At 65.4% G+C, this 21,009-nt stretch carries 20 protein-coding genes; all 20 read right to left on the bottom strand.

Annotation, left to right across the window (positions count from 1 at the left end):
* Positions 1-146 precede the first annotated feature (146 nt).
* On the bottom strand, positions 147-2,849 hold the full coding sequence (infB, locus tag ABIE08_RS17520) for a translation initiation factor IF-2 (RefSeq protein ID WP_354553055.1): 2,703 nt from the start codon (positions 2,847-2,849) through the stop codon (positions 147-149).
* The gene (locus ABIE08_RS17515; protein ID WP_354553053.1) at positions 2,846-3,553 is read right to left on the bottom strand and encodes an RNA-binding protein; all 708 of its coding nucleotides are present in this window, start codon (positions 3,551-3,553) and stop codon (positions 2,846-2,848) included. The genes infB and ABIE08_RS17515 overlap by 4 nt, the downstream gene beginning before the upstream one ends.
* A gap of 26 nt (positions 3,554-3,579) precedes the next feature.
* Positions 3,580-5,181 carry a transcription termination factor NusA gene (gene nusA, locus ABIE08_RS17510; protein ID WP_354553051.1) on the bottom strand — a complete coding sequence of 534 codons (1,602 nt, stop codon included), beginning with the start codon at positions 5,179-5,181 and terminating at the stop codon, positions 3,580-3,582.
* Positions 5,182-5,223: 42 nt separating this feature from the next.
* Positions 5,224-5,841 (bottom strand): ribosome maturation factor RimP, encoded by a 618-nt coding sequence (gene rimP / locus ABIE08_RS17505; protein ID WP_354553049.1) that lies wholly within the window; start codon positions 5,839-5,841, stop codon positions 5,224-5,226.
* 200 nt (positions 5,842-6,041) lie between these two features.
* Positions 6,042-6,740 carry a tRNA (guanosine(46)-N7)-methyltransferase TrmB gene (trmB, locus tag ABIE08_RS17500; protein WP_354553048.1) on the bottom strand — a complete coding sequence of 233 codons (699 nt, stop codon included), beginning with the start codon at positions 6,738-6,740 and terminating at the stop codon, positions 6,042-6,044.
* On the bottom strand, positions 6,737-7,927 hold the full coding sequence (gene metK / locus ABIE08_RS17495; RefSeq protein WP_354553046.1) for a methionine adenosyltransferase: 1,191 nt from the start codon (positions 7,925-7,927) through the stop codon (positions 6,737-6,739). The genes trmB and metK overlap by 4 nt, the downstream gene beginning before the upstream one ends.
* Positions 7,928-8,137: 210 nt before the next feature.
* Positions 8,138-8,551, bottom strand: a complete 414-nt coding sequence (locus ABIE08_RS17490; RefSeq protein WP_354553044.1) for a helix-turn-helix domain-containing protein — start codon at positions 8,549-8,551, stop codon at positions 8,138-8,140.
* A 159-nt stretch (positions 8,552-8,710) separates the two neighbouring features.
* Positions 8,711-10,348 (bottom strand): apolipoprotein N-acyltransferase, encoded by a 1,638-nt coding sequence (lnt, locus tag ABIE08_RS17485; protein ID WP_354553042.1) that lies wholly within the window; start codon positions 10,346-10,348, stop codon positions 8,711-8,713.
* Positions 10,349-10,417: 69 nt separating this feature from the next.
* Positions 10,418-11,395 carry a hemolysin family protein gene (locus tag ABIE08_RS17480; RefSeq protein ID WP_354553040.1) on the bottom strand — a complete coding sequence of 326 codons (978 nt, stop codon included), beginning with the start codon at positions 11,393-11,395 and terminating at the stop codon, positions 10,418-10,420.
* Between the two features lie 37 nt (positions 11,396-11,432).
* A complete protein-coding gene (gene ybeY, locus ABIE08_RS17475) occupies positions 11,433-11,930 on the bottom strand; it encodes an rRNA maturation RNase YbeY (RefSeq protein ID WP_354553039.1) in 498 nt (165 codons plus the stop codon).
* The gene (locus tag ABIE08_RS17470; RefSeq protein WP_354553597.1) at positions 11,927-12,958 is read right to left on the bottom strand and encodes a PhoH family protein; all 1,032 of its coding nucleotides are present in this window, start codon (positions 12,956-12,958) and stop codon (positions 11,927-11,929) included. The genes ybeY and ABIE08_RS17470 overlap by 4 nt, the downstream gene beginning before the upstream one ends.
* A gap of 50 nt (positions 12,959-13,008) precedes the next feature.
* On the bottom strand, positions 13,009-14,415 hold the full coding sequence (gene miaB / locus ABIE08_RS17465; RefSeq protein WP_354553037.1) for a tRNA (N6-isopentenyl adenosine(37)-C2)-methylthiotransferase MiaB: 1,407 nt from the start codon (positions 14,413-14,415) through the stop codon (positions 13,009-13,011).
* Between the two features lie 77 nt (positions 14,416-14,492).
* Complete coding sequence (locus tag ABIE08_RS17460) at positions 14,493-15,338, bottom strand: lysophospholipid acyltransferase family protein (RefSeq protein ID WP_354553035.1); 846 nt, start codon at positions 15,336-15,338, stop codon at positions 14,493-14,495.
* A complete protein-coding gene (locus ABIE08_RS17455) occupies positions 15,338-15,793 on the bottom strand; it encodes a Fur family transcriptional regulator (RefSeq protein ID WP_354553033.1) in 456 nt (151 codons plus the stop codon). Before ABIE08_RS17455 ends, ABIE08_RS17460 begins: the two co-directional genes overlap by 1 nt.
* 36 nt (positions 15,794-15,829) lie before the next feature.
* Positions 15,830-16,318, bottom strand: a complete 489-nt coding sequence (locus ABIE08_RS17450; RefSeq protein WP_354553031.1) for a GNAT family N-acetyltransferase — start codon at positions 16,316-16,318, stop codon at positions 15,830-15,832.
* Positions 16,315-16,977, bottom strand: coding sequence for a tRNA (adenosine(37)-N6)-threonylcarbamoyltransferase complex dimerization subunit type 1 TsaB (gene tsaB, locus ABIE08_RS17445; RefSeq protein ID WP_354553029.1), 663 nt, complete (start codon positions 16,975-16,977; stop codon positions 16,315-16,317). The genes ABIE08_RS17450 and tsaB overlap by 4 nt, the downstream gene beginning before the upstream one ends.
* Positions 16,978-17,022: 45 nt before the next feature.
* Positions 17,023-17,583, bottom strand: coding sequence for a NifU family protein (locus ABIE08_RS17440; RefSeq protein WP_266333796.1), 561 nt, complete (start codon positions 17,581-17,583; stop codon positions 17,023-17,025).
* Positions 17,584-17,704: 121 nt separating this feature from the next.
* Positions 17,705-18,199, bottom strand: a complete 495-nt coding sequence (locus ABIE08_RS17435; RefSeq protein ID WP_354553027.1) for a universal stress protein — start codon at positions 18,197-18,199, stop codon at positions 17,705-17,707.
* 49 nt (positions 18,200-18,248) lie between these two features.
* A complete protein-coding gene (gene trpS, locus ABIE08_RS17430; protein WP_354553025.1) occupies positions 18,249-19,289 on the bottom strand; it encodes a tryptophan--tRNA ligase in 1,041 nt (346 codons plus the stop codon).
* Between the two features lie 62 nt (positions 19,290-19,351).
* Positions 19,352-20,917 carry a murein biosynthesis integral membrane protein MurJ gene (murJ, locus tag ABIE08_RS17425; RefSeq protein WP_354553023.1) on the bottom strand — a complete coding sequence of 522 codons (1,566 nt, stop codon included), beginning with the start codon at positions 20,915-20,917 and terminating at the stop codon, positions 19,352-19,354.
* Positions 20,918-21,009 lie beyond the last annotated feature (92 nt).

Below are 21,009 nucleotides of genomic sequence, written 5' to 3'. Positions count from 1 at the left end.
GCGCCATTCAGGCAGCGTGCGGTCCGCTCCCGGGAGGGATCCGCCTCAGGCCGCGACATTCGTCCGGCCGATCCAATTGCGAACGGGATGAACGTGCCCGCAAGGGGCGCGTTCATCCCGCACTTCACTACCCAGACGACCGCTCCTTAGAGCGAGCGCTTGATCTCTTCGACGCGGTAGCACTCGATGATATCGCCAGCGCGCATGTCTTCGTACTTCTCGAAGGCCATACCGCATTCCTGGCCCGCCGGCACTTCCTTGACTTCGTCCTTGAAGCGCTTGAGCGTCGACAGCTTGCCGTCGTGAACGACGACATTGTCGCGGATGAGGCGGACATTGGCGCCGCGCTCGACCGTACCATCGGTGACGCGGCAACCCGCGACCTTGCCGACCTTGGAGATGTTGAACACTTCCAGGATCTCGGCATTGCCCAGCATCGTCTCGCGCCGCTCGGGCGTGAGCAGGCCGGACATCGCTGCCTTCACGTCATCCACGAGGTCGTAGATGATGTTGTAGTAGCGGATCTCGATGCCTTCGCGGTCGGCCACATCGCGCGCCTGCTTGTTGGCGCGGACGTTGAAGCCGATGATCGCCGCATTCGACGTCGCGGCCAGTGTGACATCGGACTCGGTGACGCCACCGACGCCGGACAGGATGATGCGAGCCTGCACTTCATCCGTGCCGAGCGCTTCCAGCGCGCCGGCGATCGCCTCGACGGAGCCCTGCACGTCACCCTTGATGACGAGCGGGAATTCCTTGAGGCCGGCGCTCTGACGCTGGTTCATCATCTCGGCGAGCGAGCCGCGAGCCGTCGTCTGACGGGCCACTGCCTTCTCGCGCTTCTGACGGGCACGGTAATCCGCGATTTCACGGGCACGCGCTTCCGTCTCGACGACGGCGAAGCGGTCACCGGCGGCCGGCGCGCCCTGGAAGCCCAGGACCTCGACCGGCGTTGACGGCTCTGCCTCGGTCATGGCGGTGCCGCGATCGTTCAGGAGCGCGCGGACGCGGCCCCATTCCGAACCGGCGACGACGATGTCGCCCGGACGCAGCGTACCGCGCTGGACGAGGACCGTCGCGACGGGGCCGCGGCCCTTGTCGAGCTTGGCCTCGATGACGGTGCCTTCGGCCGAACGATTGGGATCGGCCTTGAGGTCGAGCACTTCGGACTGCAGCAGGATGGTCTCGAGCAGCTTGTCGAGATTCTCGCCCGTCTTGGCCGAAACCTCGACGTCCAGCGTCTCGCCGCCCATCGATTCAACGAAGATCTCGTGCTGCAGCAGCTCGGTGCGAACCCGGGTCGGGTCGGCAGAGGGCTTGTCGATCTTGTTGATCGCCACGATGACCGGCACCTTGGCGGCGCGGGCATGATTGATCGCCTCGATCGTCTGCGGCATCACGCCATCATCGGCGGCCACGACCAGGATCACGATATCCGTCGACTTGGCGCCGCGGGACCGCATCGCCGTGAAGGCGGCGTGGCCGGGCGTGTCGATGAAGGTGATCTTGTGACCATTCTGTTCGACCTGGTACGCGCCGATATGCTGGGTGATGCCACCGGCCTCGCCCGTCTGCACATTGGTCTTGCGGATCGCGTCGAGCAGCGACGTCTTGCCGTGGTCGACATGGCCCATGATCGTGACGACGGGAGCGCGGGTGATGAGTTCACCCTGCTCGTCGCTGGTCGCGAACAGGCCTTCCTCGACGTCGGAATCGGCGACGCGGCGAACCGTGTGGCCCATGTCCTCGGCGATGATCTGCGCCATATCGGCGTCGATCACGTCGGTGGCCTTGAGCAACTGGCCCTGCTTCATCAGGAACTTGATCACGTCGACGGCGCGTTCGGCCATACGATTGGCGAGATCGCCGATCGAGATCGTCTCCGGCAGGATGACTTCGCGGGAAACCTTCTCGCGCGGGCCCTGCGACATGTGACGATTGCGTTCCCGCTCGCGGCGACGGCGAACCGAAGCCAGCGAACGCTCGCGCTCGGAATCGTTCAGCGCGTTGGAAAGCGTCAGGCGACCGCGCGGGTTGCCTTCTTCCTTCTTGACGGGCTTGGGATCGACGGCCTTCGGACGCTTGGCGGTCGACGGACGCAGGCCGCCGGAGCGATCCTCCTCGTCGGCGCCACGGCCGGCCGGACGGGCACCGGGAGCCGAGGTGCGCTGCACCGGCTTTTCGGTGGCGTTCGGATCGCGCTGCGTCGGCGCGGCGGGACGGCCCGCCGGCTGCTGGTCGGCCGCAGGCTTGCGGGCGGCCGGTGCCGGGGCGGTCTCGTTCAGACGACGGCGTGCCGTATCCTCGGTCTTTTCGCGGATGACGGCCTCGGCGGCGCGGCGAGCATCTTCCTCGGCCTGGCGCTTGGCTGCCTCTTCCCGCTCCTTGGCGAGACGCACTTCCTCTTCGGCGCGACGGATCGCGTCGATCTCGGCCTGGCGGCGCTCCTCGGCGTCGCGAACGACGGCATCGGCCAGCGCCTTGGCGCGGGCGCCAAGCTCGTCGGTCGACAGCTGGCGCAACACCATGCCGGACCGTCCGCCCTGCGGACGAGGCGACTGCACCGGTGCTGCCGGGCCCTGCCGCGACGGCGCGGAGGACTGGATCGGCTTCACCGAGGAAGTCGGGGAAGGAGCCGGCGACGGACGCGGGGCAACCGGCGCTGCCGCGGTCGGCTCGCCCTTGCCATGCATCAGCACCCGCTTCTTCTTCTCGACGACAACGGTATTGGTCCGGCCATGCGAAAAGCTCTGGCGCACAGTACCGCGCTCCGGATCGCGGCCCTTGAGGCTCAGTGTCTTCTTCGCGCCGCCAAGATCCTTGTCGCCGCTATTGTTCGTATCGTTCATTCGGTCTTCTGTCCTGCGGGGTCTTCGGCCATTGCCGACACGTTCGGTTCACGCACTTGCGGCGCGTCGATCGCGCCAACGTCATCGCCAATAGCAACGAGCCCGTCTTCACCCAGAAAACAGGCGAGCGCGGCGACACGCTCTATCACATTTTCACTCGCCCGGCCCACGAGCAGAGCAGCATGTATCACATTTGACCGGCCCAATGCCAAATCCAATTGCTCCGATCGGAACATACGGATGGTTGGAACTGCGCCAGCCCTTCCAAAGCGACGTTTCAGGGCCGCCTCGATCTTCGCGCGGCCGTCCTCGGCCGCCTCTTTCGCCTGCACGATTCCGGCAACCCCATCACGGGCAATCGCCGTCTCGACCTTGGCGAAGCCGGTGACGATTTCACCGGCCTTGCGTGCGAAGGACAGAGCCGAAAGGGCCGCGTCCTCCAACAAATTCTCAATGCGGCCGGCCATTCCTGGCTCGACCGTGACCTCTTCCTTGAAGCCGCGGGCGAAAAGCCGCTTCTTCTCGGCCAGCGCCACCATGTCGGCGCGGGCGGTTACCCATACGCCCCGGCCCGGCAAGCGGTTCCGGAGATCCGGGACCACCTTTCCTTCCGGGTCGATGACGAACCGGATCAGTTTCTCGATCGGCATCGTCTCCCTGGAGACGATGCAACTCCGTGTCGTCGGCTCGCTCTTGCGCGGCAAATCGATTCTCCGCGTTTCGAACGGCCTCAGGCCTCGGCCTCTTCGCCCTCGACGCTGGCTTCCAGTTCCGCCGCGGCTTCGTCCTCGGTGATCCAGCCGGCCTTGACGCGGGCGGTCATGATCATGTTCTCGGCATCGCTGCGGGACAGGCTGAAGGTATCGAGCACGCCGCCATGGCGGGTGGTCTCGCCTTCGTTCCGCTCCGCCCAGCCGACCAGATCGTCCGGCACGTAGCCGGCAAAATCCTCGACCGTCTTGACGCCGTCCTTGCCGAGCGCAACGAGCATGGAGCTCGTGAGGCCCGGGATTTCCTTGAGTTCGTCGGCGACGCCGAGCTTCTTGCGCTCCTCGTCATGCTCGGTTTCGAGCTTGTCGAGATAGTCGCGGGCGCGCTGCTGCAGTTCCGCCGCGGTCTCTTCGTCGAAGCCTTCGATCGACGCCAGTTCATCCGGCTCGACGAATGCGATTTCCTCGAGCGAGGCGAAACCTTCGGAAGCGAGAAGCTGGCCGACGACTTCATCGGCATCGAGCGCCGTGTTGAACAGCGCCGAACGCTCCTGGAATTCCTTCTGGCGGCGCTCGGATTCTTCCTGCTCGGTCAGGATGTCGATATCCCAACCGGTGAGCTGCGAGGCGAGGCGGACATTCTGGCCGCGACGACCGATCGCAAGGGATAGTTGGTCATCCGGGACCACAACTTCAATACGCGAGGCTTCTTCGTCGAGCACGACCTTGGCGACTTCCGCCGGCTGCAGCGCGTTGACGATGAAGGTAGCCGCATCCTGCGACCACGGAATGATGTCGATCTTCTCGCCCTGGAGCTCGTTGACGACGGCCTGGACGCGGCTGCCGCGCATGCCGACGCAGGCGCCGACCGGATCGATCGAGCTGTCACGCGAGATCACGGCCATCTTGGCGCGCGAACCCGGATCGCGGGCAACCGACTTCACCTCGATGATGCCATCATAGATTTCCGGCACTTCCTGGGCGAACAGCTTCGCCATGAACTGCGGATGCGTCCGCGACAGGAAGATCTGCGGGCCGCGCTGTTCGCGGCGCACGTCATAGACATAGGCGCGGATACGATCGCCATAGCGGAAGGCTTCGCGCGGAATCATCTCGTCACGACGGACGATGCCTTCGCCACGGCCGAGATCGACGATCACATTGCCGTATTCGACGCGCTTGACCGAGCCGTTGATGATCTCGCCGATGCGGTCCTTGAACTCGTCGAACTGGCGATCGCGCTCGGCCTCGCGGACCTTCTGCACGATGACCTGCTTGGCCGACTGGGCCGCAATGCGGCCGAAATCCATCGGCGGCAGCGCTTCGGCGATGTAATCGCCAACGCGGGCTGCCGGGTTCTGGTCGGTCGCAAGATCGAGCGAAATCTCGATCGCCGGATTATCGACCTGTTCGACGACCTGAAGCAGGCGCTGCAGCCGGATCTCACCCGTCTTCGGGTTGATCTCGGCGCGCACGTCGGTCTCCGACCCGTAACGCGAGCGAGCCGCCTTCTGGATCGCATCCTCCATGGCGGCGATCACGATCTGCCGGTCGATCACCTTCTCGCGGGCGACCGCGTCGGCGATCTGCAGAAGTTCGAGGCGGTTGGCGCTGACTGCCATCGTCCTGTCTCCGTTAACCTGAACCTGATGACGGCGTCGCGATCAAGCGTCGCTGGTCTCGTCTGTTAAATCATTGTCGTCGATGTCGATGTCGGCGGGCTGCTGGCGCTTGGCTTCGCGCAGCGTCTCGGCGACCAGGGCGTCGGTCATGATCAGCCTGGCATCGGCAATCGTGTCGAGCGGCAGCCAGACCCGGTCCGGCGCGCCTTCCGGCGCATCCTCGAGCTTGACGCCGGTCGTCTCGCCGTCGAGACCGATCAGGATGCCGCGATAGCGCTTGCGCCCCTCGACCGGGACGCTGAGCTCGATCTTGGCTTCATGGCCTGCCCAGCGCACGAAATCCGTGCGGCGGACCAGCGGCCGGTCGATGCCGGGCGAGGAGACCTCGAGATGGTAGGCGCTCGTGACCGGATCCTCGACGTCGAGCGCCGGCGAAATGTTGCGGCTGATGATGCCGCAATCTTCCACCGTCATCGAACCGTCCGGACGTTCGGCCATGATCTGCAGCGTCTGGCCGTTGCGGCTGGAAATCTTGACGCGCACCAGACGATAGCCGAGCCCCTCGATGATGGGTTCGACAATCCCCGCGACGCGGGCGTCGAGGCCCGTCTCGGTGACAATGCGTGCTTCGTTTTCCAGGGCGACGTCCGCCAAAGGCATGCTCCGTTCAAGATCTCGCAAGGTGCGTTCGGTCCGAGCGGGCCCGGGGGTCCACTCTCTCTTACGAACCGATCGTTTGAGATGAATGACAGGCGTATAGGCCCACAGGCGCTTGAATGCAAGCAAAACTGGCTCGAACGGCCCGGTCGATGGATCGTTTCGAAGCCAAAGGCGAGCGCAACAGCGCGCCCGGACGCCGCTCAGCGGCGCTGGAAGGTCAGATAGCTGCCCTGGCGGCCCTCACGGAACGCCTTCTGTTCGTAGCGCGTGCCGGGCCAGCCATCCCATGGCGTGCGCCAGTCGTCGGCATCGCGCGCCGTCCAGGTGAATTCCGCGTGATCGCGCACATGCAGCAGCGTCCACTCGACATAGGATTCGATGTCGGAGGCGAAACGGAACAGGCCACCCGGCCGCAGCACGCGGGCGAAGCGCGCCAGGTTCTTTTCCGACACGAAGCGGCGCTTCCAGTGACGGAATTTTGGCCAGGGGTCGGGATAGAGCAGGTCGATCGCCGCCAGGCTGGCGGGCGGCAGCCAGTCGAGCAGTTCGGCCGCGTCGCGGTCGAACAGGCGGACATTGGCCAGCTCGCCGGCATGGATGGCGGACGCCGCCTTGGCCATGCCGTTGACGAAGGGCTCTACGCCGATGCGGCCGACGGTCGGCTCCGTGGTCGCGCGATGCACCAGATGCTCGCCGCCGCCGAAGCCGATCTCGAGCACGACGTCGCCGACCGGCGCTTCGAACAGGGAGGGGAGCGAGGCAGGGGCAGGCGCCGATACGTCGACGCTCAGCCGCGCCAGGACGTCGGCGAGGGTTTCAGCCTGACCGGCGCGGAGATTGTGTCCCTTGCGCCGGCCGTAGAAGGAATCGCGCCGCAGCGCGTGGTCCGGCGTGGTCACAGCGATTTACGGATCGCATCCACGAGGTCGGTCCGCTCCCAGGAGAAGCCGCCATCCGCTTCCGGCGCGCGGCCGAAATGGCCATAGGCCGAGGTGCGGGCATAGATCGGACGGTTCAGCTGGAGATGCTCGCGAATGCCGCGCGGCGACAGGTCCATGACCTCGGCCAGGACCTTCTCGACGCGCGCTTCCTCGACCTTGCCGGTGCCGTGCAGGTCGACATAGATCGACAGCGGCTGCGACACGCCGATGGCGTAGGAGAGCTGGATGGTGCAGCGTTCCGCGGCGCCCGAGGCGACGACGTTCTTGGCGAGATAGCGCGCCGCATAGGCGGCCGAGCGGTCGACCTTGGTCGGATCCTTGCCGGAGAACGCGCCGCCGCCATGCGGGGCCGCGCCGCCATAGGTGTCGACGATGATCTTGCGTCCGGTCAGGCCGGCGTCGCCATCCGGGCCGCCGATGACGAACTTGCCGGTCGGATTGACGTGCCAGATGGTGTTGGCGCCGATCCAGCCCTCGGGGAGCGCTTCGCGGATATAGGGCTCGACGATGGCGCGAACGTCATGCGACGAGAGGTGCTCGTCGAGATGCTGGGTCGAGAGCACGATCTGCGTGACTTCGACCGGCTTGCCATTGTCGTAGCGAACGGTGACCTGGCTCTTGGCGTCGGGGCCGAGCGCATGCGTCTCGCCCGAGCGGCGGGCGTCGGACAGGCGCTTCAGGATGCGGTGCGCGTAGAAGATCGGCGCCGGCATCAGTTCCGGCGTTTCCGAGCAGGCGTAACCGAACATGATGCCCTGGTCGCCGGCGCCTTCATCCTTGTTGCCGGCCGAATCCACGCCCTGGGCGATATCGACCGACTGGGCATGGAGATGCACGTCGACAGCGGCGGTTTCCCAGTGGAAGCCGTCCTGCTCGTAGCCGATATCCTTGATCGCCAGACGGGCGACATGGGAAACGAGGTCACGAGTGATCGTCGCAGGCCCGCGGGTCTCGCCGGCGATCACCACCCGATTGGTGGTGGCGAGCGTTTCGCAAGCTACCCGAAGATGGCTCGGATCCCAGCCCTGCTCCGGCCCGATGCGGAAGAAGGCATCGACGATTTCGTCGGAGATACGGTCACAGACCTTATCAGGATGTCCTTCGGAAACAGACTCACTCGTGAACAGATATGACGTTCTCGACACCGCAACGGACCCCGTGCAGAAAAATGGCCGAAGCAGGTGCTTCGGCAATACCAAGGAGCTTTTTTAGCCAGTACCGCCAGTGGGTCAAGCTGCAAAGGGCTGGTTGGCGCGGATCAGCGGGAACGGAGAACAAAGTTCTGACGCAGACCGGTCCGGCGCAAGCAGGAACTCAGTCTTCCAGCTCTCGCGCGGCCAGAGCCGGCAAAGCAATCAATCCTCGGTTTCTTCACCCGCCACGGCACGCACGAGTTCGACGATCCGACGACGCACCTTGGTGTCCTTGATCCGCACGAACGCCTTGTTCAACTGCAGACCTTCCGTGCTGGTCAGGAAGTCGGTGACGAAGGCGGCGGGGCGGGATTCAGCGAAGCCGACCTCGGTCGAGGAACCGGGGGCATCCTCGAAAAAGAACGAGACCGGGACTTCCAGCACCTGCGCGATGTGCTGAAGACGGCTGGCGCCGATGCGGTTGGTGCCCTTCTCATACTTCTGAATCTGCTGGAACGTGATGCCGAGGCTCTCGCCCAGCTTTTCCTGACTCATGCCCTGCATCATACGGCGAAGCCGGACGCGCCCACCCACATGCGTATCGACCGGATTGGGCTGCTTCTTGTTAGCCATCAAGGGCTTTCTCTCCTAAGACCCATGCTGCACTGTCCGGAATATTCCGTAAGGGCCGTTTGGCCCCGACTAGTCCGCGCACCTGCACTCGACGATCGGCAAATGGACCGCCGATCCAATAAGCCCCGCCCGCGCGCAAAATGCAGCCGCGCAATCTGCCTGTCAATTGCGTTGTTTAGTCCGGGTGAAACCACGAGTAGAGACGACAACGAGAGCGAGTATCATCAAGGCGAAATAAAGACTGTCGCGATACTTGGAATAGATTGTCGGCCTTAGTGCGACAGGAAGCGCACCGTCGAGAACAGCGACCATTTCAACGCCGCGTTGTGCCCGAACCCGACCATAGGGATCGATAATTGCCGAGACGCCGGAGTTCGCGGCCCGGACGACCGGGAGACCTTCCTCGACCGCCCGGACGACGGATTGCTGGAGATGCTGCCAAGGGCCCGGAGTGTCGCCAAACCAGCCATCATTGGTTAGATTAACGATCCATGCCGGTCGATTTCCGGCGTCAACGACGCTGCCGGGGAAGATTATCTCGTAACAGATGAGTGGACTGAAGGATGGCGCATTGGGCAGGTCGAGCGTCAAACGGCGATCACCGGCAGCAAATCCACCCGGTAAAGCGATCATTTGACTGATTCCGAGTCGACGAAAAATCGCTTCCAGGGGAAGGTACTCGCCAAACGGAACTAAGTGCACCTTATCGTAAGATTGTCGTATAAACCCGTCAGAGTCGATGACCTGAAGGCTGTTGAAGACGCGGGCCTCGACCTCCTCTCCCACAACCGCCTCTGCCCTCGCCGCCCCGGTGATCAGGGTCGAGCCCTCGGGCAGCAGCGCGCCGATCGCGGCGAGCGCGTTCGGATTCTGGTCCAGCAGGAACGGAAAGGCGGTCTCGGGCCAGATCAGATGGGTGAACGGCGCGGGCTTGCCGTCCTCCATTCCGGTTGCACTGAGGCTCAGATAGCGACCGAGAATTTCATCGTCCCGGCCCGACGCCCATTTCTCGTCCTGTGCGATCCTCGGTTGTACCAGGCGCAGGCGAATGTTGGGGACAGTGGCGTCATCGGCGGCCGAAAGCCGGGCCACGCCGAAGCCGACATTGGCCAGGAACAGCGCCGCGAGCGCGAAGAAGGCGCAGCGATCGGCAAAACGGTACGCCGGATCGCGGCTGAACCACAGAACCGGCGCCGCGGCGATCAGGAAGGCGAAGAAGGTGACGCCCCAGATGCCGATCCACGACGCAATCTGCATCAGGACCGGGCTCGGCATCATGGCGTAACCAAATGCGTTCCAGGGAAAGCCGGTGAGGATATGACCGCGCAGCCATTCCGTCAGGCTGAGCGCCATCGCCAGCATCACCAGCCGCGACCAGTCCGGCGCCCAGAACAGCCGCGCCACCCCGGCGCCGAGCCCCCAGAACAGGGCAAGGCCGGCCGGCAGCGCCAGCACCGCCGCCGGCATCAGCCAGGCGAAAGCCGCGGCATCGACCAGGAAGGCGGCGCCGATCCACCAGAGCCCGCCGACGAAATAGCCGAAGCCGAAGCTCCAGCCGACAGCGAAGCCGGCCCGGAAGCGCGCCAGCGGAGCCGCGTCGGGCCGGGCCGGCGCGTCATCCAGCAGCAGGACGAAGACGGGAAGCGTGATCCAGAGGACTGGAAACCAGCCGAGCGGCGGCAGGGCCAGCGCCGAGGCGGCGCCGGCGAGGATGGCGACGGCAATCTGCCGCCATCCTCGGGCCAGCAAGCCAATGCGAGGCCGGCCGGGGGCCGCCAGACTGTTCGAGCGAATGGCCATGATCTCCCGGACCGCGAATGGACGGCGCGAAGGCGCGGCGTCGAGGGATGCGGGACCGAGGCCCCGCGGTCAAGCCGCCGCTGCGTCCGGCCTGCGGATGCGCAGGCGCTTCACCCGGCGCGGATCGGATTCGAGGATCTCGAACTGCAGACCGCCCGGCACGTCGATATGCTCGCCGGGCGCGGGAATGCGGCCGAGAAGCGTGAAGACCACGCCGCCCAGCGTATCGACATCGTCATGCTCGGAACCGAGATCCAGGCGCGTGCCCATGGTCGCCTCGAGGTCGTCGAGATCGGCGCGGGCATCGGCAAGGTAGGAACCGTCAGCCTCGCGCGTGATCATCGGCGCTTCGTCGTCATGCTCGTCCTCGATATCGCCGAAGACGATCTCGACCACGTCCTCCAGCGAAACCAGGCCGTCGGTCCCGCCATATTCGTCGATGACGACGGCCATCTGGACGCGCTTCGCCTGCATGGTGGAGAGCAGCGTCGCGGCCGGCATGGAGGGCGGCACGAACAGGACCTCGCGCACGACCGTGGTCTGCTCCAGGCCGACATTGAGATCGATGAGCGAAAGATCGAGCCCGCCCTCTCTCGAGGCCGTGGACATCATGTAGTCCATCAGGTCCTTGATATGGACCATGCCGATCGGATCATCGAGGGTTTCGCGATAGACCGGCATGCGCGAATGGCCGGAATCGCGGAAGGCCGCGACCGCCTCGCCGATCGTCTGGTCGACATCGAGCGCCAGGATGTCGGCGCGCGGGATCATGACGTCGTCGACGCGCACCTCGCGCAGATGCAGGATGTTGCGCAGCATCCGGCGCTCTTCGGCGGAGAAGGTATTGTCCGCCTCGCCGGCATCGAGCGCATCTTCGATATCGTCGCGCAGCGAGCCGGGCGCCTTCAGCCCCACTGCCTGGCGGATGCGATCCAGCCAGCTTTCGGGGGCGCGTTCGACCTCGCGCGTGTCAGGCGCGGCGGTCTGACTACTCGGGGGTTCAGGGTTCGATTCAGCGCTCGAACCGGGCGTCTCGGTATCACTCATCGTCCGTCGTTTGTCAGTGTTCTATCGGTCGCCGCCATCACAGCAGAGGTTCGGCGTAGGGATCGGCGATGCCGAGTCGGGCGAGGATCTCCGTCTCCAGAGATTCCATGCGTTCCGCTTCGTCATCCTCCAGATGATCATGCCCGAAGAGGTGAAGCAACCCGTGCACCACCAGATGGGTCAGATGGTCTTCGAATGCCAGCCCTTGCTCGGCCGCTTCGGCGACGACTGTTTCACGTGCAACCACAATATCGCCCAGCAGCGGGCCGAAGCGCTCGGAGTCCGGCGGGCTGCCCGGGAAGGACAGGACGTTGGTCGCCTTGTCCTTGTCGCGGTAGTCCGCGTTGAGCTGGCGGACATGCTCGTCGTCGGTGAAGACGACCGAGAGCTCCGATCCTTTGACCGCCGGCAGATGGCCGACGGCGAAGCTCGCCTCGACCGCCTGCGCGACGAGACGGGCCAGTTGGTCCTCTTCGGGCCAGTCGCCGGCCTCGACCAGCAGGTCGATCGCGATCGGCACGGTATCGACGCTCATGCCTGGCCTCCCGACCGGGGACCGCGTGCCGGCGGCTGGACCGGACGCGGCGGCGCCTTGTCATAGGCGCGCACGATGCGGCCGACCAGCGGATGGCGCACGACGTCGACATCGGTGAACTTGATCTGGACGATGCCCGGCACGTCGCGCAGCAATTCGCTCGCCTCCGCCAGGCCGGAAATCTGTCCCGGCGGCAGATCGACCTGGGTCGGATCGCCTGTGACGATCATGCGCGAGCCTTCGCCGAGCCGGGTCAGGAACATCTTCATCTGCATCGAGGTGGTGTTCTGCGCCTCGTCGAGGATGACGACCGCATTGGCCAAAGTCCGCCCGCGCATGAAGGCGAGCGGGGCGACTTCGATCATGCCGGAGGTGAGGCCGCGCTCGACCTTGTCGGGCGGCATCATGTCATAGAGCGCGTCATAGAGCGGGCGGAGATAGGGATCGACCTTCTCCTTCATGTCGCCGGGCAGGAAGCCGAGCCGTTCGCCGGCCTCGACCGCCGGACGGGACAGGATCAGCCGCGAGACGTCGCCGCGCTCGATCAGCGCGGCGGCATAGGCGACCGCGAGATAGGTCTTGCCGGTACCGGCCGGCCCCATGCCGAACACCAGCTCGGCCCGGTCCATGGCGCGGATATAGGCGTCTTGTGCCGGGTTGCGGGCCATGACGGTGCGGCGGCGGGTCGAGATCTGCGCCATGGCCAGCCGGCCCTTCGGCTCCAGGCTCGGCAGGCTCAGCTGCTCGTCATCGGCGATCGCCATGCGGATGGCGCCCTCGACATCGGCGGGGCCGACCTCGTGGCCCTGCTGCAGTCGGACATAGAGCAGGTCGAGCGCAAGCCGCGCCTGGGCGCAGGCTTCCGGACGGCCACGCACCGTCACCTGGTTGCCACGCGCGACCGCCTCGACCCCGAGCTTCTGCTCGAGGATGGCGAGGTTCTGGTCGAACTGGCCAAGGAGCTCGCTCGCCAACCGGTTATCGTCAAAGGCGATCACGACATGGGTGATGTCGGATGCGTGCGACATGTCGGCGGCGCGGCCACCCGGCAAACCGGATGGCGTATGGGAGCGTGCATTCACGTAATGACCTCCACGGTGCTTTGTGTCGCGGCCGGCCGGACATCCGGCTCGACCAGGGTGCCAAACAGGGAATTCGAACCCAGACTATCGATGACGACCCGGCCGATCGTTCCGATGCGGCTGGTGTCGGCGTCGACCAGGACGGCCTGCAGATAGGGCGAACGCCCCATCAGCTGGCCCGGCATGCGGCCCGACTTCTCGAACAGCACGTCCATGACCGTCCCAACGCTCGAGCGGTTGAATTGTGTCTGCTGGTCGAGAATAAGTGCCTGGAGACGCGAAAGCCGCTCCGACATGCGCCGGTCGTCGACATGGCCGGCATGGTTGGCGGCCGGCGTGCCGGGACGCGGGCTGTATTTGAACGAATAGGCGGCGGCATAGCCGACGGTCTCGACCAGCCGCATCGTCGCCTCGAAATCCTCGTCCGTCTCGCCGGGAAAACCGACGATGAAATCGGAGGACAGTGCGATATCGGAGCGCGTGGCGCGGATGCGGTCGACCAGACGAAGATAATCGTCCGCCTTGTGCTTGCGATTCATCGCCGCGAGAATCCGGTCGGAGCCCGCTTGCACCGGCAGATGCAGATAGGGCATCAGCGCCGGCAGGTCGCGATGCGCCTCGATGAGCGCATCGTCCATGTCGCGGGGATGGCTGGTAGTATAGCGCAGCCGGTCGAGGCCGGGAATCTCGGCCAGGCGATAGAGCAGCTGACCAAGGCCCCATTCGCGGCCGTCCGTGCCGACGCCATGCCAGGCATTGACATTCTGGCCGAGCAGCGTCACCTCGCGCACGCCGGCATCGGCCAGCCGCGTCGCTTCGGCGACGATCATGTCGACCGGACGGGAAACCTCCGCGCCTCGCGTATAAGGCACGACGCAGAAGGTGCAGAACTTGTCGCAGCCTTCCTGAATGGTGAGGAAAGCCGTGACGCCGCGGGCGCGGGTCCGCTCCTTCGTCGCCGCGGGCAGGCGCTCGAATTTCTCGGCGAGCGCGAATTCCGTCTCGACCGCCCGCTTGCCGCCGCCGACATCGCGCAGCAGCTGCGGCAGGTGCTGATAGGATTGCGGCCCGACCACGAGATCGACCACCGGGGCGCGCCTTGCGATCTCGGCACCCTCGGCCTGCGCGACGCAGCCGGTCACGCCCACGGTGAGCTGACGGCCGTTGCGGGCCGCCTCCTCCTTCATCACGCGCAGGCGCCCGAGCTCGGAATACACCTTCTCGGCCGCCTTTTCGCGGATATGGCAGGTGTTGAGCAGGATGAGGTCGGCGTTATCGACCCGGTCGGTCGCTTCGTAGCCATCGCTTGCCAGAGCATCCGCCATACGATCGGAATCGTAGACGTTCATCTGGCAACCATAGGTCTTGATGAAGACGCGCTTCTTTTCTTGGGTTCCGGTCATTGATCCGGTTATCTACCGCCACGGTTCGGCTTGGCACGATCGCTTCCGGCGGATCACCCGCCGTCGCCTGTCCCTTCCTATCCGCTTTCTGTCTCGCTGAGAATAGGCGCGTCCGGTGACGCTGCCATGACCGTGATGTTCTTGAGGCCGCGCGAGCGGATGGAACGCACCATGGCGCGCACTTCCGCCTCGGCCGCGGCCGTCACCTGCTTGCGGTCGGCATCGGGCCCGAACCGGATCGGCGTGCCGAAGGCAACCACCGCGTCGACCGCGCCAATCTCGACCAGCGACACCAGATGCGGCGCCAGATCCATATGGCCGTGCCAGGCGATCTCGGCCATGCGCGAGCGATCGATCGGCAGGCCCTGGAAGCCGACATAGACGATGGCGACGGGCTGGATGGTGATCGGCTGATCGGCGCCGCTCGCCTCGCGCGCCGCGCCCACCAGGGCGCTGCGGAACGGCAGCACGGTGATGCCGTCGCCGGTCGTGCCTTCCGCGAACAGCACCAGCGCCTCGCCGCTCGCAAGCCGGGCCGCGATGGCGCTATTGGAGGCGGCGGTGGCCGTGCGGCGGGTGCGATCGATGAAGACGCTGCGCTGCAGGCGGGCCAGCCACTTCACCACCGGCCAGCCGCCAACCTCGCTCTTGGCGATGAAGGAGACCGGCAGCAGGCTGCCCAGCGTGACGATATCGACCCAGGAAGTGTGGTTGGAGACGATCAGCAACGGCCGGTCGGTCGCCGGCGCCCCCTCGATGCGGACCCTGAGGCCCAGGCACCGGGCGGCGACGCGCTGCCACCACATCGGCACCCGGGCCGCGAGCGCCGGACGGAAGCGCATGGCGAACAGCTGCAGCGGCAGCAGGATCAGCGTGGTCAGCAGCAGGCTCACCAGGACGAGGGCGAGCCGGAGCTTCCCCATCAGGAGCGACCCTTCGGGGTCTTGTCGTCGATCGGCACGGCATAGAGCTCCAGGCGATGATCGACCAGGCGGTAGCCGAGCCGGCGGGCGATCAGGTCCTGCAGCGCCTCGATTTCCTCGCTGCGGAATTCGATGACGTCGCCGCTGCGCAGGTCGATCAGGTGATCATGATGTTCTTCGGAGACCGCCTCGTAGCGACTGCGGCCATCGCGGAAATCGTGACGCTCGATCATCCCGGCATCCTCGAACAGCTTCACCGTCCGGTAGACGGTCGAGATCGAGATGCGCGGATCGATGGCCGAGGCGCGACGGTAGACTTCCTCGACATCGGGATGGTCGGTGGCGGCATCGAGCACGCGCGCGATGATGCGGCGCTGCTCGGTCATGCGCATGCCCTTCTCGACGCAGGCGTCTTCCAGGCTAGTTGGATGCTGTAGCTCAGGCGTCACGCTCATCTCCTGCCCCTCGGACCTCGCACGAAACCTCGGCGCTTAGCGGAGTTGCAGCCGCATGACAAGCGCGGTGCCGCCCGGCCCCTTGCCATCGGCATAGTAGCCCTTCCGGCGTCCGACTTCGACAAATCCAAGCGATCTGTAGAGGGAAACGGCGCTCGCATTGTTCTCGTCGACCTCGAGAAAGACTTCGGGGACAAGTTCGCGGTAGAGCGCGCGCAGCGCCTCTTCCATCAGCAGGCGGCCATAGCCGCGCCCGCGGGCGCCCGGCGCCACGGCGATCGTCAGCACCTCGGCCTCGCCGGCGACAGTGCGCACCAGGATGAAGCCCTGCGGACGCCGCGTGCCAAACGGCGATTCCCGCCGCAACACATGACCGGTCACCGTCTTGTCGGCGACCAGCCCGTCGATCTCGTCGGCGCTCCAGCCACGACGGAAGCCGGCGGCGTGGATCTCCACGAGCGCGTCGATATCGGCAGGGTCCACGGCGTCGATGATGATGCGGGGTCGCAGCAGAAGGTCCATCATTGGCGCGCGATTCCCTTGTGAAGCTGCGGCTTGGCGTCGGGGGGCTTGAGGTAGAGCGGTTTGGGCGGGTGATCGGCCGGATCGAGGCTGGCGCCCAGCGAAAGCAGCGTCGCGATATCCGGGGCCGAACGATCGTGGATCACCCGATCCGGCCGTTCCAGCCGGATCGCGCCGGCACCGGCCAGATCGGCGTCCGACTCGTCGGCGAGCGCCGCGAAATGCCCGATCGAGGCGAGCACCGCCTCGCCGGCCGGTTCCAGCTTCGCCGAAAACAGCTGGCCATAGAGTTCGTCGCCACGAGCCGGCAGCAGGGCGAGGATCGGCCGCTCGTTTCCGGGCGGGCGCAGGCTCGTGGCCAGGGCGGCATGGGTGAGCAGCGTGCCGACGCCGACGACCGGGACGCGGTAGACCAGCGCCAGGCCGCGCGCGGCGGCGATGCCCACGCGCAGGCCGGTGAACGAGCCGGGCCCGACCGAGACGGCGATGCGTTGGATGGCCGATATCGCCACGCCGGCCTCGGCCAGCAGGGCGGCGATCTCCGGCATCAGCCGTTCGGCATGGCCCTTGCCGATGGTCTCGGCGCGCAAAAAGACAGCCCCGCCGGCCGAAAGGCCAACGGAGCAATTTTCAAGGGCGGTATCGATGGCAAGCAGGGTCATCAGACCCGGATAGAGCCAGAAGGCGGGGCTGTCGAGCGCCGCCGATCAGGAAACTGCCTCAACCTCGCGAACTTCCGGCACGAAATGACGCAGGAGGTTCTGGATGCCGTGCTTGAGGGTCGCCGTCGAGGACGGGCAACCGGCGCAGGAGCCGCGCATGTTGAGATAGACGACGCCATCGCGGAAGCCCTGGAAGGTGATGTCGCCACCATCCTGCGCCACGGCCGGACGGACGCGCGTCTCGATCAGTTCCTTGATCGTCTCGACCAGCTCGGCATCGCCCTCCTCGAAGAACTCGCCCTGGTCGGGGGTGTGCGGCTTCAGCGTCGCCATGACCGGGACGCCGGCCATAAAGTGCTCCATGATCGCGCCGAGGATGGCGGGCTTCATGTGCTGCCACTCGCCCTCCTTCTTGGTCACGCTGATGAAGTCATGCCCCAGGAACACGCCGGCCACGCCGTTGACGGCGAACAGACGCTCGGCCAGCGGCGAACGCTCGGCCTCGTCGGGATCGCGGAAATCGGCCGTGCTTTCCGGCAGGACGAGCCGGCCGGGCAGGAACTTCAAGGTCGACGGATTCGGCGTCGCTTCGGTTTGGATGAACATGATGCGGGCTCCGTGCGATCTTGTTTAGAATATTTCTAGAAACGCATAGTAGTCACTGCCGCCCTTCCGTCCAAGCGGAATCACGGCGTGAACGCTAAAATCGTAGTCTTGGGGTCAGGTTTCAAGCGATGGCGGCGATGTCATCGTCGGAAAGCGTGCCGGGGACAATGGTGATCGGCACCGGGAAGGTTGCCGCCAGCTTGCCGGCGATCGAGGAAACCAGCGGGCCCGGGCCTTCCTTGTCGGTGCCGGCGGCCAGAACCAGGATGGCGATATCCTCGTCCTCCTCGATCAGCGCGGTGATCTGCTCGGCGCGGGTGCCCTCGCGAATCACCATTTCCGGCTCGATCGAGGAATGGCGGCGGGCGATATCGGCGAAACGGCCGAGCGTCGTCTCGGCCTCGTCCATCGCCTCGGCCCGCATGATGTTTTCCACGCCGATCCAGTGCTGGAAGCCGGTCGGCTCGATCACATAGAGCAGCACGAGGCCGCCGCTGGTGCGATCGGCGCGGCGCGCGCCATAGATGACGGCGCGCGAGCATTCGGGCGTGTCGTCGATCACCGCCAGAAACTTGCGGCGGTGACCGGTCTCGGTGCTCTTGCGCTTCATCAGCATGGCTCGATGCTGCCACCCGGCGACCGCTGCCGCAAGTCGCCGACGCGCCTTACTTGCGGCGGATGAAGCCGACGACGTCCTTGACGCCGTCGAGGATCGGGCGGGCGATCGCATCGGCGCGCGCCGCGCCATCGGCGAGGATCGCATCGATATGGCCGGGATCGGCCATCAGGCGACGCATCTCGCCGCCGACGGGGCCGAGCTTCTCGACCGCCAGATCGGCCAGCGCCGGCTTGAAGCCGGAGAATTGCTGGCCGCCGAACTCGCGCAGGACGTCTTCCTTGGTGAGGCCGGAGAGGGCGGCATAGATGCCGACGAGGTTGTCGGCCTCGGGACGGCCCTTCAGGCCCTCGACATCGCCGGGAAGGGGCTCGGCATCGGTCTTGGCCTTGCGGATCTTCTGCGCGATGCCGTCGGCGTCGTCGGTCAGGTTGATGCGCGAATAATCGGACGGGTCCGACTTCGACATCTTCTTGGTGCCGTCGCGCAGCGACATGATTCGGGTGGCCGGGCCGGTGATGACCGGCTCGGTGATCGGGAAATAGGCATCGCCGAAGCCATGCGCCGCGATCGACTCGGAATAGTCGTTATTGAACTTCTGGGCGATGTCGCGCGTCAGCTCGAGGTGCTGCTTCTGGTCCTCGCCGACGGGAACATGCGTCGCCTGGTAGGCGAGGATGTCGGCGGCCATCAGGCTCGGATAGGCGAGAAGGCCGAGCGAGGCGTTCTCCTTGTCCTTGCCGGCCTTGTCCTTGAACTGCGTCATGCGGTTCATCCAGCCGATGCGCGCGACGCAATTGAAGATCCAGGCCAGCTCCGCATGGGCGGAAACCTGGCTCTGGTTGAAGACGATATGCGACACGGGGTCGATGCCGGCGGCGACGAAGGCGGCCGTGACCTCGCGGATCTGCCGCGTCAGTTCGGCCGGATCCTGCCAGACCGTGATCGCGTGCATGTCGACGACGCAGTAGATGCACTCATTGGCTTCCTGCAGCGCGACGAAATTGACGATCGCGCCGAGATAGTTGCCCAGGTGCAGATTGCCGGTCGGCTGGACGCCGGAAAAGATGCGCGTCTTGAATTCGGTCATCAGAAACCCCGTTTTTCCGGCGCGTTATGGCGCGACGTGTCGATGCGCGCAAGCGCGGAAGGTTAGCGGCGCCTGCGGTTGCGCAGCTTGCCGAGGATCGTGCCGAAATGGACGACGCCGGTCAGCTGGCAGAACAGCGCGAACAGCACGAGCCCGATGCCGCAGATCGTGCCCATCGCCACCACTCGGAAGACGATGCGCTGATCCACGAAATACGGCTCGGCCCACCAGGCGGCGAGGAAGATCGAAAGCCCCATTGCCATGGCGGCGACCAGCACCATTGGCATGTTGCGCTTCACCTTGTCATCGAACTGGAAATGGCCGCGCTTGTGCAGCGCCCAGCCGAGCAAGGCGGCATTGACCCAGCCCGAGAGGCTGGTGGCGATCGCGATGCCGACATAGGTGAGCGAGGGGAACAGCACCAGCGAGCCGATGATGTTGACGGCCACGCCGACCCCCGCGAACCACATTGGCGTCTTGGTGTCCTCGCGGGCGAAGAAGCCAGATGAAAACACCTTGATCAGCACGAAAGCCGGGAGGCCAACGGCATATCCCATCAAGGTGTGCGCCGTGGCAATGGTGGCGTCGGGCCCGAATTCGCCGCGCTGAAAAACGACCTGGACAATCGGCTTTGCCAAAACAAACAAGGCAATCGCCGCTGGTAGCGTCAACGCCATCGCGAATTCGAGGCTGCGATTCTGCGTGTGCTGAGCCAAGTCCTGACGGTCGGCGCGGATGTGACGCGACAGGTCCGGCAGCATGACGACGGCAATGGTCGCGCCGACAATGCCGAGGGGCAGCTGGTACAGGCGATCAGCGAGGGTAAGGATCGAGATCGCCCCCGGCGCAAACGACGCGATCATCGTGCCGATGACGATATTGATCTGGGTGACGCCGCCCGCAATGAACCCCGGGACGGCCAGTGCCGTCAGCCGGCGGACATCCGGGGTGAGTCTTGGCCAGCGGAGACGAAGCAGCAGGCCGTTGCGCCAGGCGTCGATCATGACGAATGCGAGTTGGAGAACGCCACCCACCAGCGTCGCCCAGGAAAGCAGAATGCCAGCTTCAGCCGTGCTCTCCAACTTCGTGAACAGGATATAGGCGAGCGCGGCTACCAGAGCGACGTTGAGAAGCGCCGGCGCCATGGCCGCCGCCATGAACCGCCCATGCGCATTCAGAACACCACTGTAGAGCGCCAGCAGCGAGATCAAGGTCAGATAAGGGAAGGAGATCCGCGTCAACAGCACCGTCAACTCGAACTTGGACGGATCGGACGCAAATCCCGGCGCCAAGATGTACATGAGCGGTACCATCGCGACGATCGCGACGACGGTGATCAACACCAGGACAGCAAAGAGCGCCGACATGGCCTCCGAGCCGAAGCGGCGCGCCTCTTCAAGTCCATCGCCCTCCAGCTTGCGTGCGAAAAGCGGGACAAATGCCGAAGCGAACGCGCCTTCCGCAAAGAGCCGGCGGAACAGATTGGGAAAGCGGAAGGCGACGAAAAAGGCATCGGCCACCGGTCCGGTGCCGAGGGCGGCTGCCATGAACATGTCGCGGACGAAGCCGAGAAGCCGGCTCGATGTCGTCGAGCCACCGACGGTGACAAAGTTTTTCAGGAGAGACATTGCCACCTGGCGGATCGGAAAGAGGACGGGATCGCCCGCACCCGCGAGCGGGCCGAGTTACGCCTTTGGGTGCTGGAAAATCAAGGCAAAGC

The sequence above is a fragment of the Kaistia defluvii genome (assembly GCF_040548815.1).
In the GTDB taxonomy this organism is placed as follows: Bacteria; Pseudomonadota; Alphaproteobacteria; order Rhizobiales; family Kaistiaceae; genus Kaistia; species Kaistia defluvii_A.
The sequence above is the reverse complement of the archived record's forward strand: the minus strand, read 5'-3'. Positions and strand labels throughout refer to the sequence as shown.

Excerpts from the sequence above, each read along its gene's own strand:
- infB (WP_354553055.1), bottom strand. The coding sequence starts at position 2,849 with ATGAACGATACGAACAATAGCGGCGACAAGGATCTTGGCGGCGCGAAG.
- nusA (WP_354553051.1), bottom strand. The coding sequence starts at position 5,181 with ATGGCAGTCAGCGCCAACCGCCTCGAACTTCTGCAGATCGCCGACGCG.
- rimP (WP_354553049.1), bottom strand. The coding sequence starts at position 5,841 with ATGCCTTTGGCGGACGTCGCCCTGGAAAACGAAGCACGCATTGTCACC.
- lnt (WP_354553042.1), bottom strand. The coding sequence starts at position 10,348 with ATGGCCATTCGCTCGAACAGTCTGGCGGCCCCCGGCCGGCCTCGCATT.
- ABIE08_RS17480 (WP_354553040.1), bottom strand. The coding sequence starts at position 11,395 with ATGAGTGATACCGAGACGCCCGGTTCGAGCGCTGAATCGAACCCTGAA.
- ybeY (WP_354553039.1), bottom strand. The coding sequence starts at position 11,930 with ATGAGCGTCGATACCGTGCCGATCGCGATCGACCTGCTGGTCGAGGCC.
- ABIE08_RS17470 (WP_354553597.1), bottom strand. The coding sequence starts at position 12,958 with ATGTCGCACGCATCCGACATCACCCATGTCGTGATCGCCTTTGACGAT.
- miaB (WP_354553037.1), bottom strand. The coding sequence starts at position 14,415 with ATGACCGGAACCCAAGAAAAGAAGCGCGTCTTCATCAAGACCTATGGT.
- ABIE08_RS17460 (WP_354553035.1), bottom strand. The coding sequence starts at position 15,338 with ATGGGGAAGCTCCGGCTCGCCCTCGTCCTGGTGAGCCTGCTGCTGACC.
- ABIE08_RS17455 (WP_354553033.1), bottom strand. The coding sequence starts at position 15,793 with ATGAGCGTGACGCCTGAGCTACAGCATCCAACTAGCCTGGAAGACGCC.
- ABIE08_RS17450 (WP_354553031.1), bottom strand. The coding sequence starts at position 16,318 with ATGATGGACCTTCTGCTGCGACCCCGCATCATCATCGACGCCGTGGAC.
- tsaB (WP_354553029.1), bottom strand. The coding sequence starts at position 16,977 with ATGACCCTGCTTGCCATCGATACCGCCCTTGAAAATTGCTCCGTTGGC.
- ABIE08_RS17440 (WP_266333796.1), bottom strand. The coding sequence starts at position 17,583 with ATGTTCATCCAAACCGAAGCGACGCCGAATCCGTCGACCTTGAAGTTC.
- ABIE08_RS17435 (WP_354553027.1), bottom strand. The coding sequence starts at position 18,199 with ATGCTGATGAAGCGCAAGAGCACCGAGACCGGTCACCGCCGCAAGTTT.
- trpS (WP_354553025.1), bottom strand. The coding sequence starts at position 19,289 with ATGACCGAATTCAAGACGCGCATCTTTTCCGGCGTCCAGCCGACCGGC.
- murJ (WP_354553023.1), bottom strand. The coding sequence starts at position 20,917 with ATGTCTCTCCTGAAAAACTTTGTCACCGTCGGTGGCTCGACGACATCG.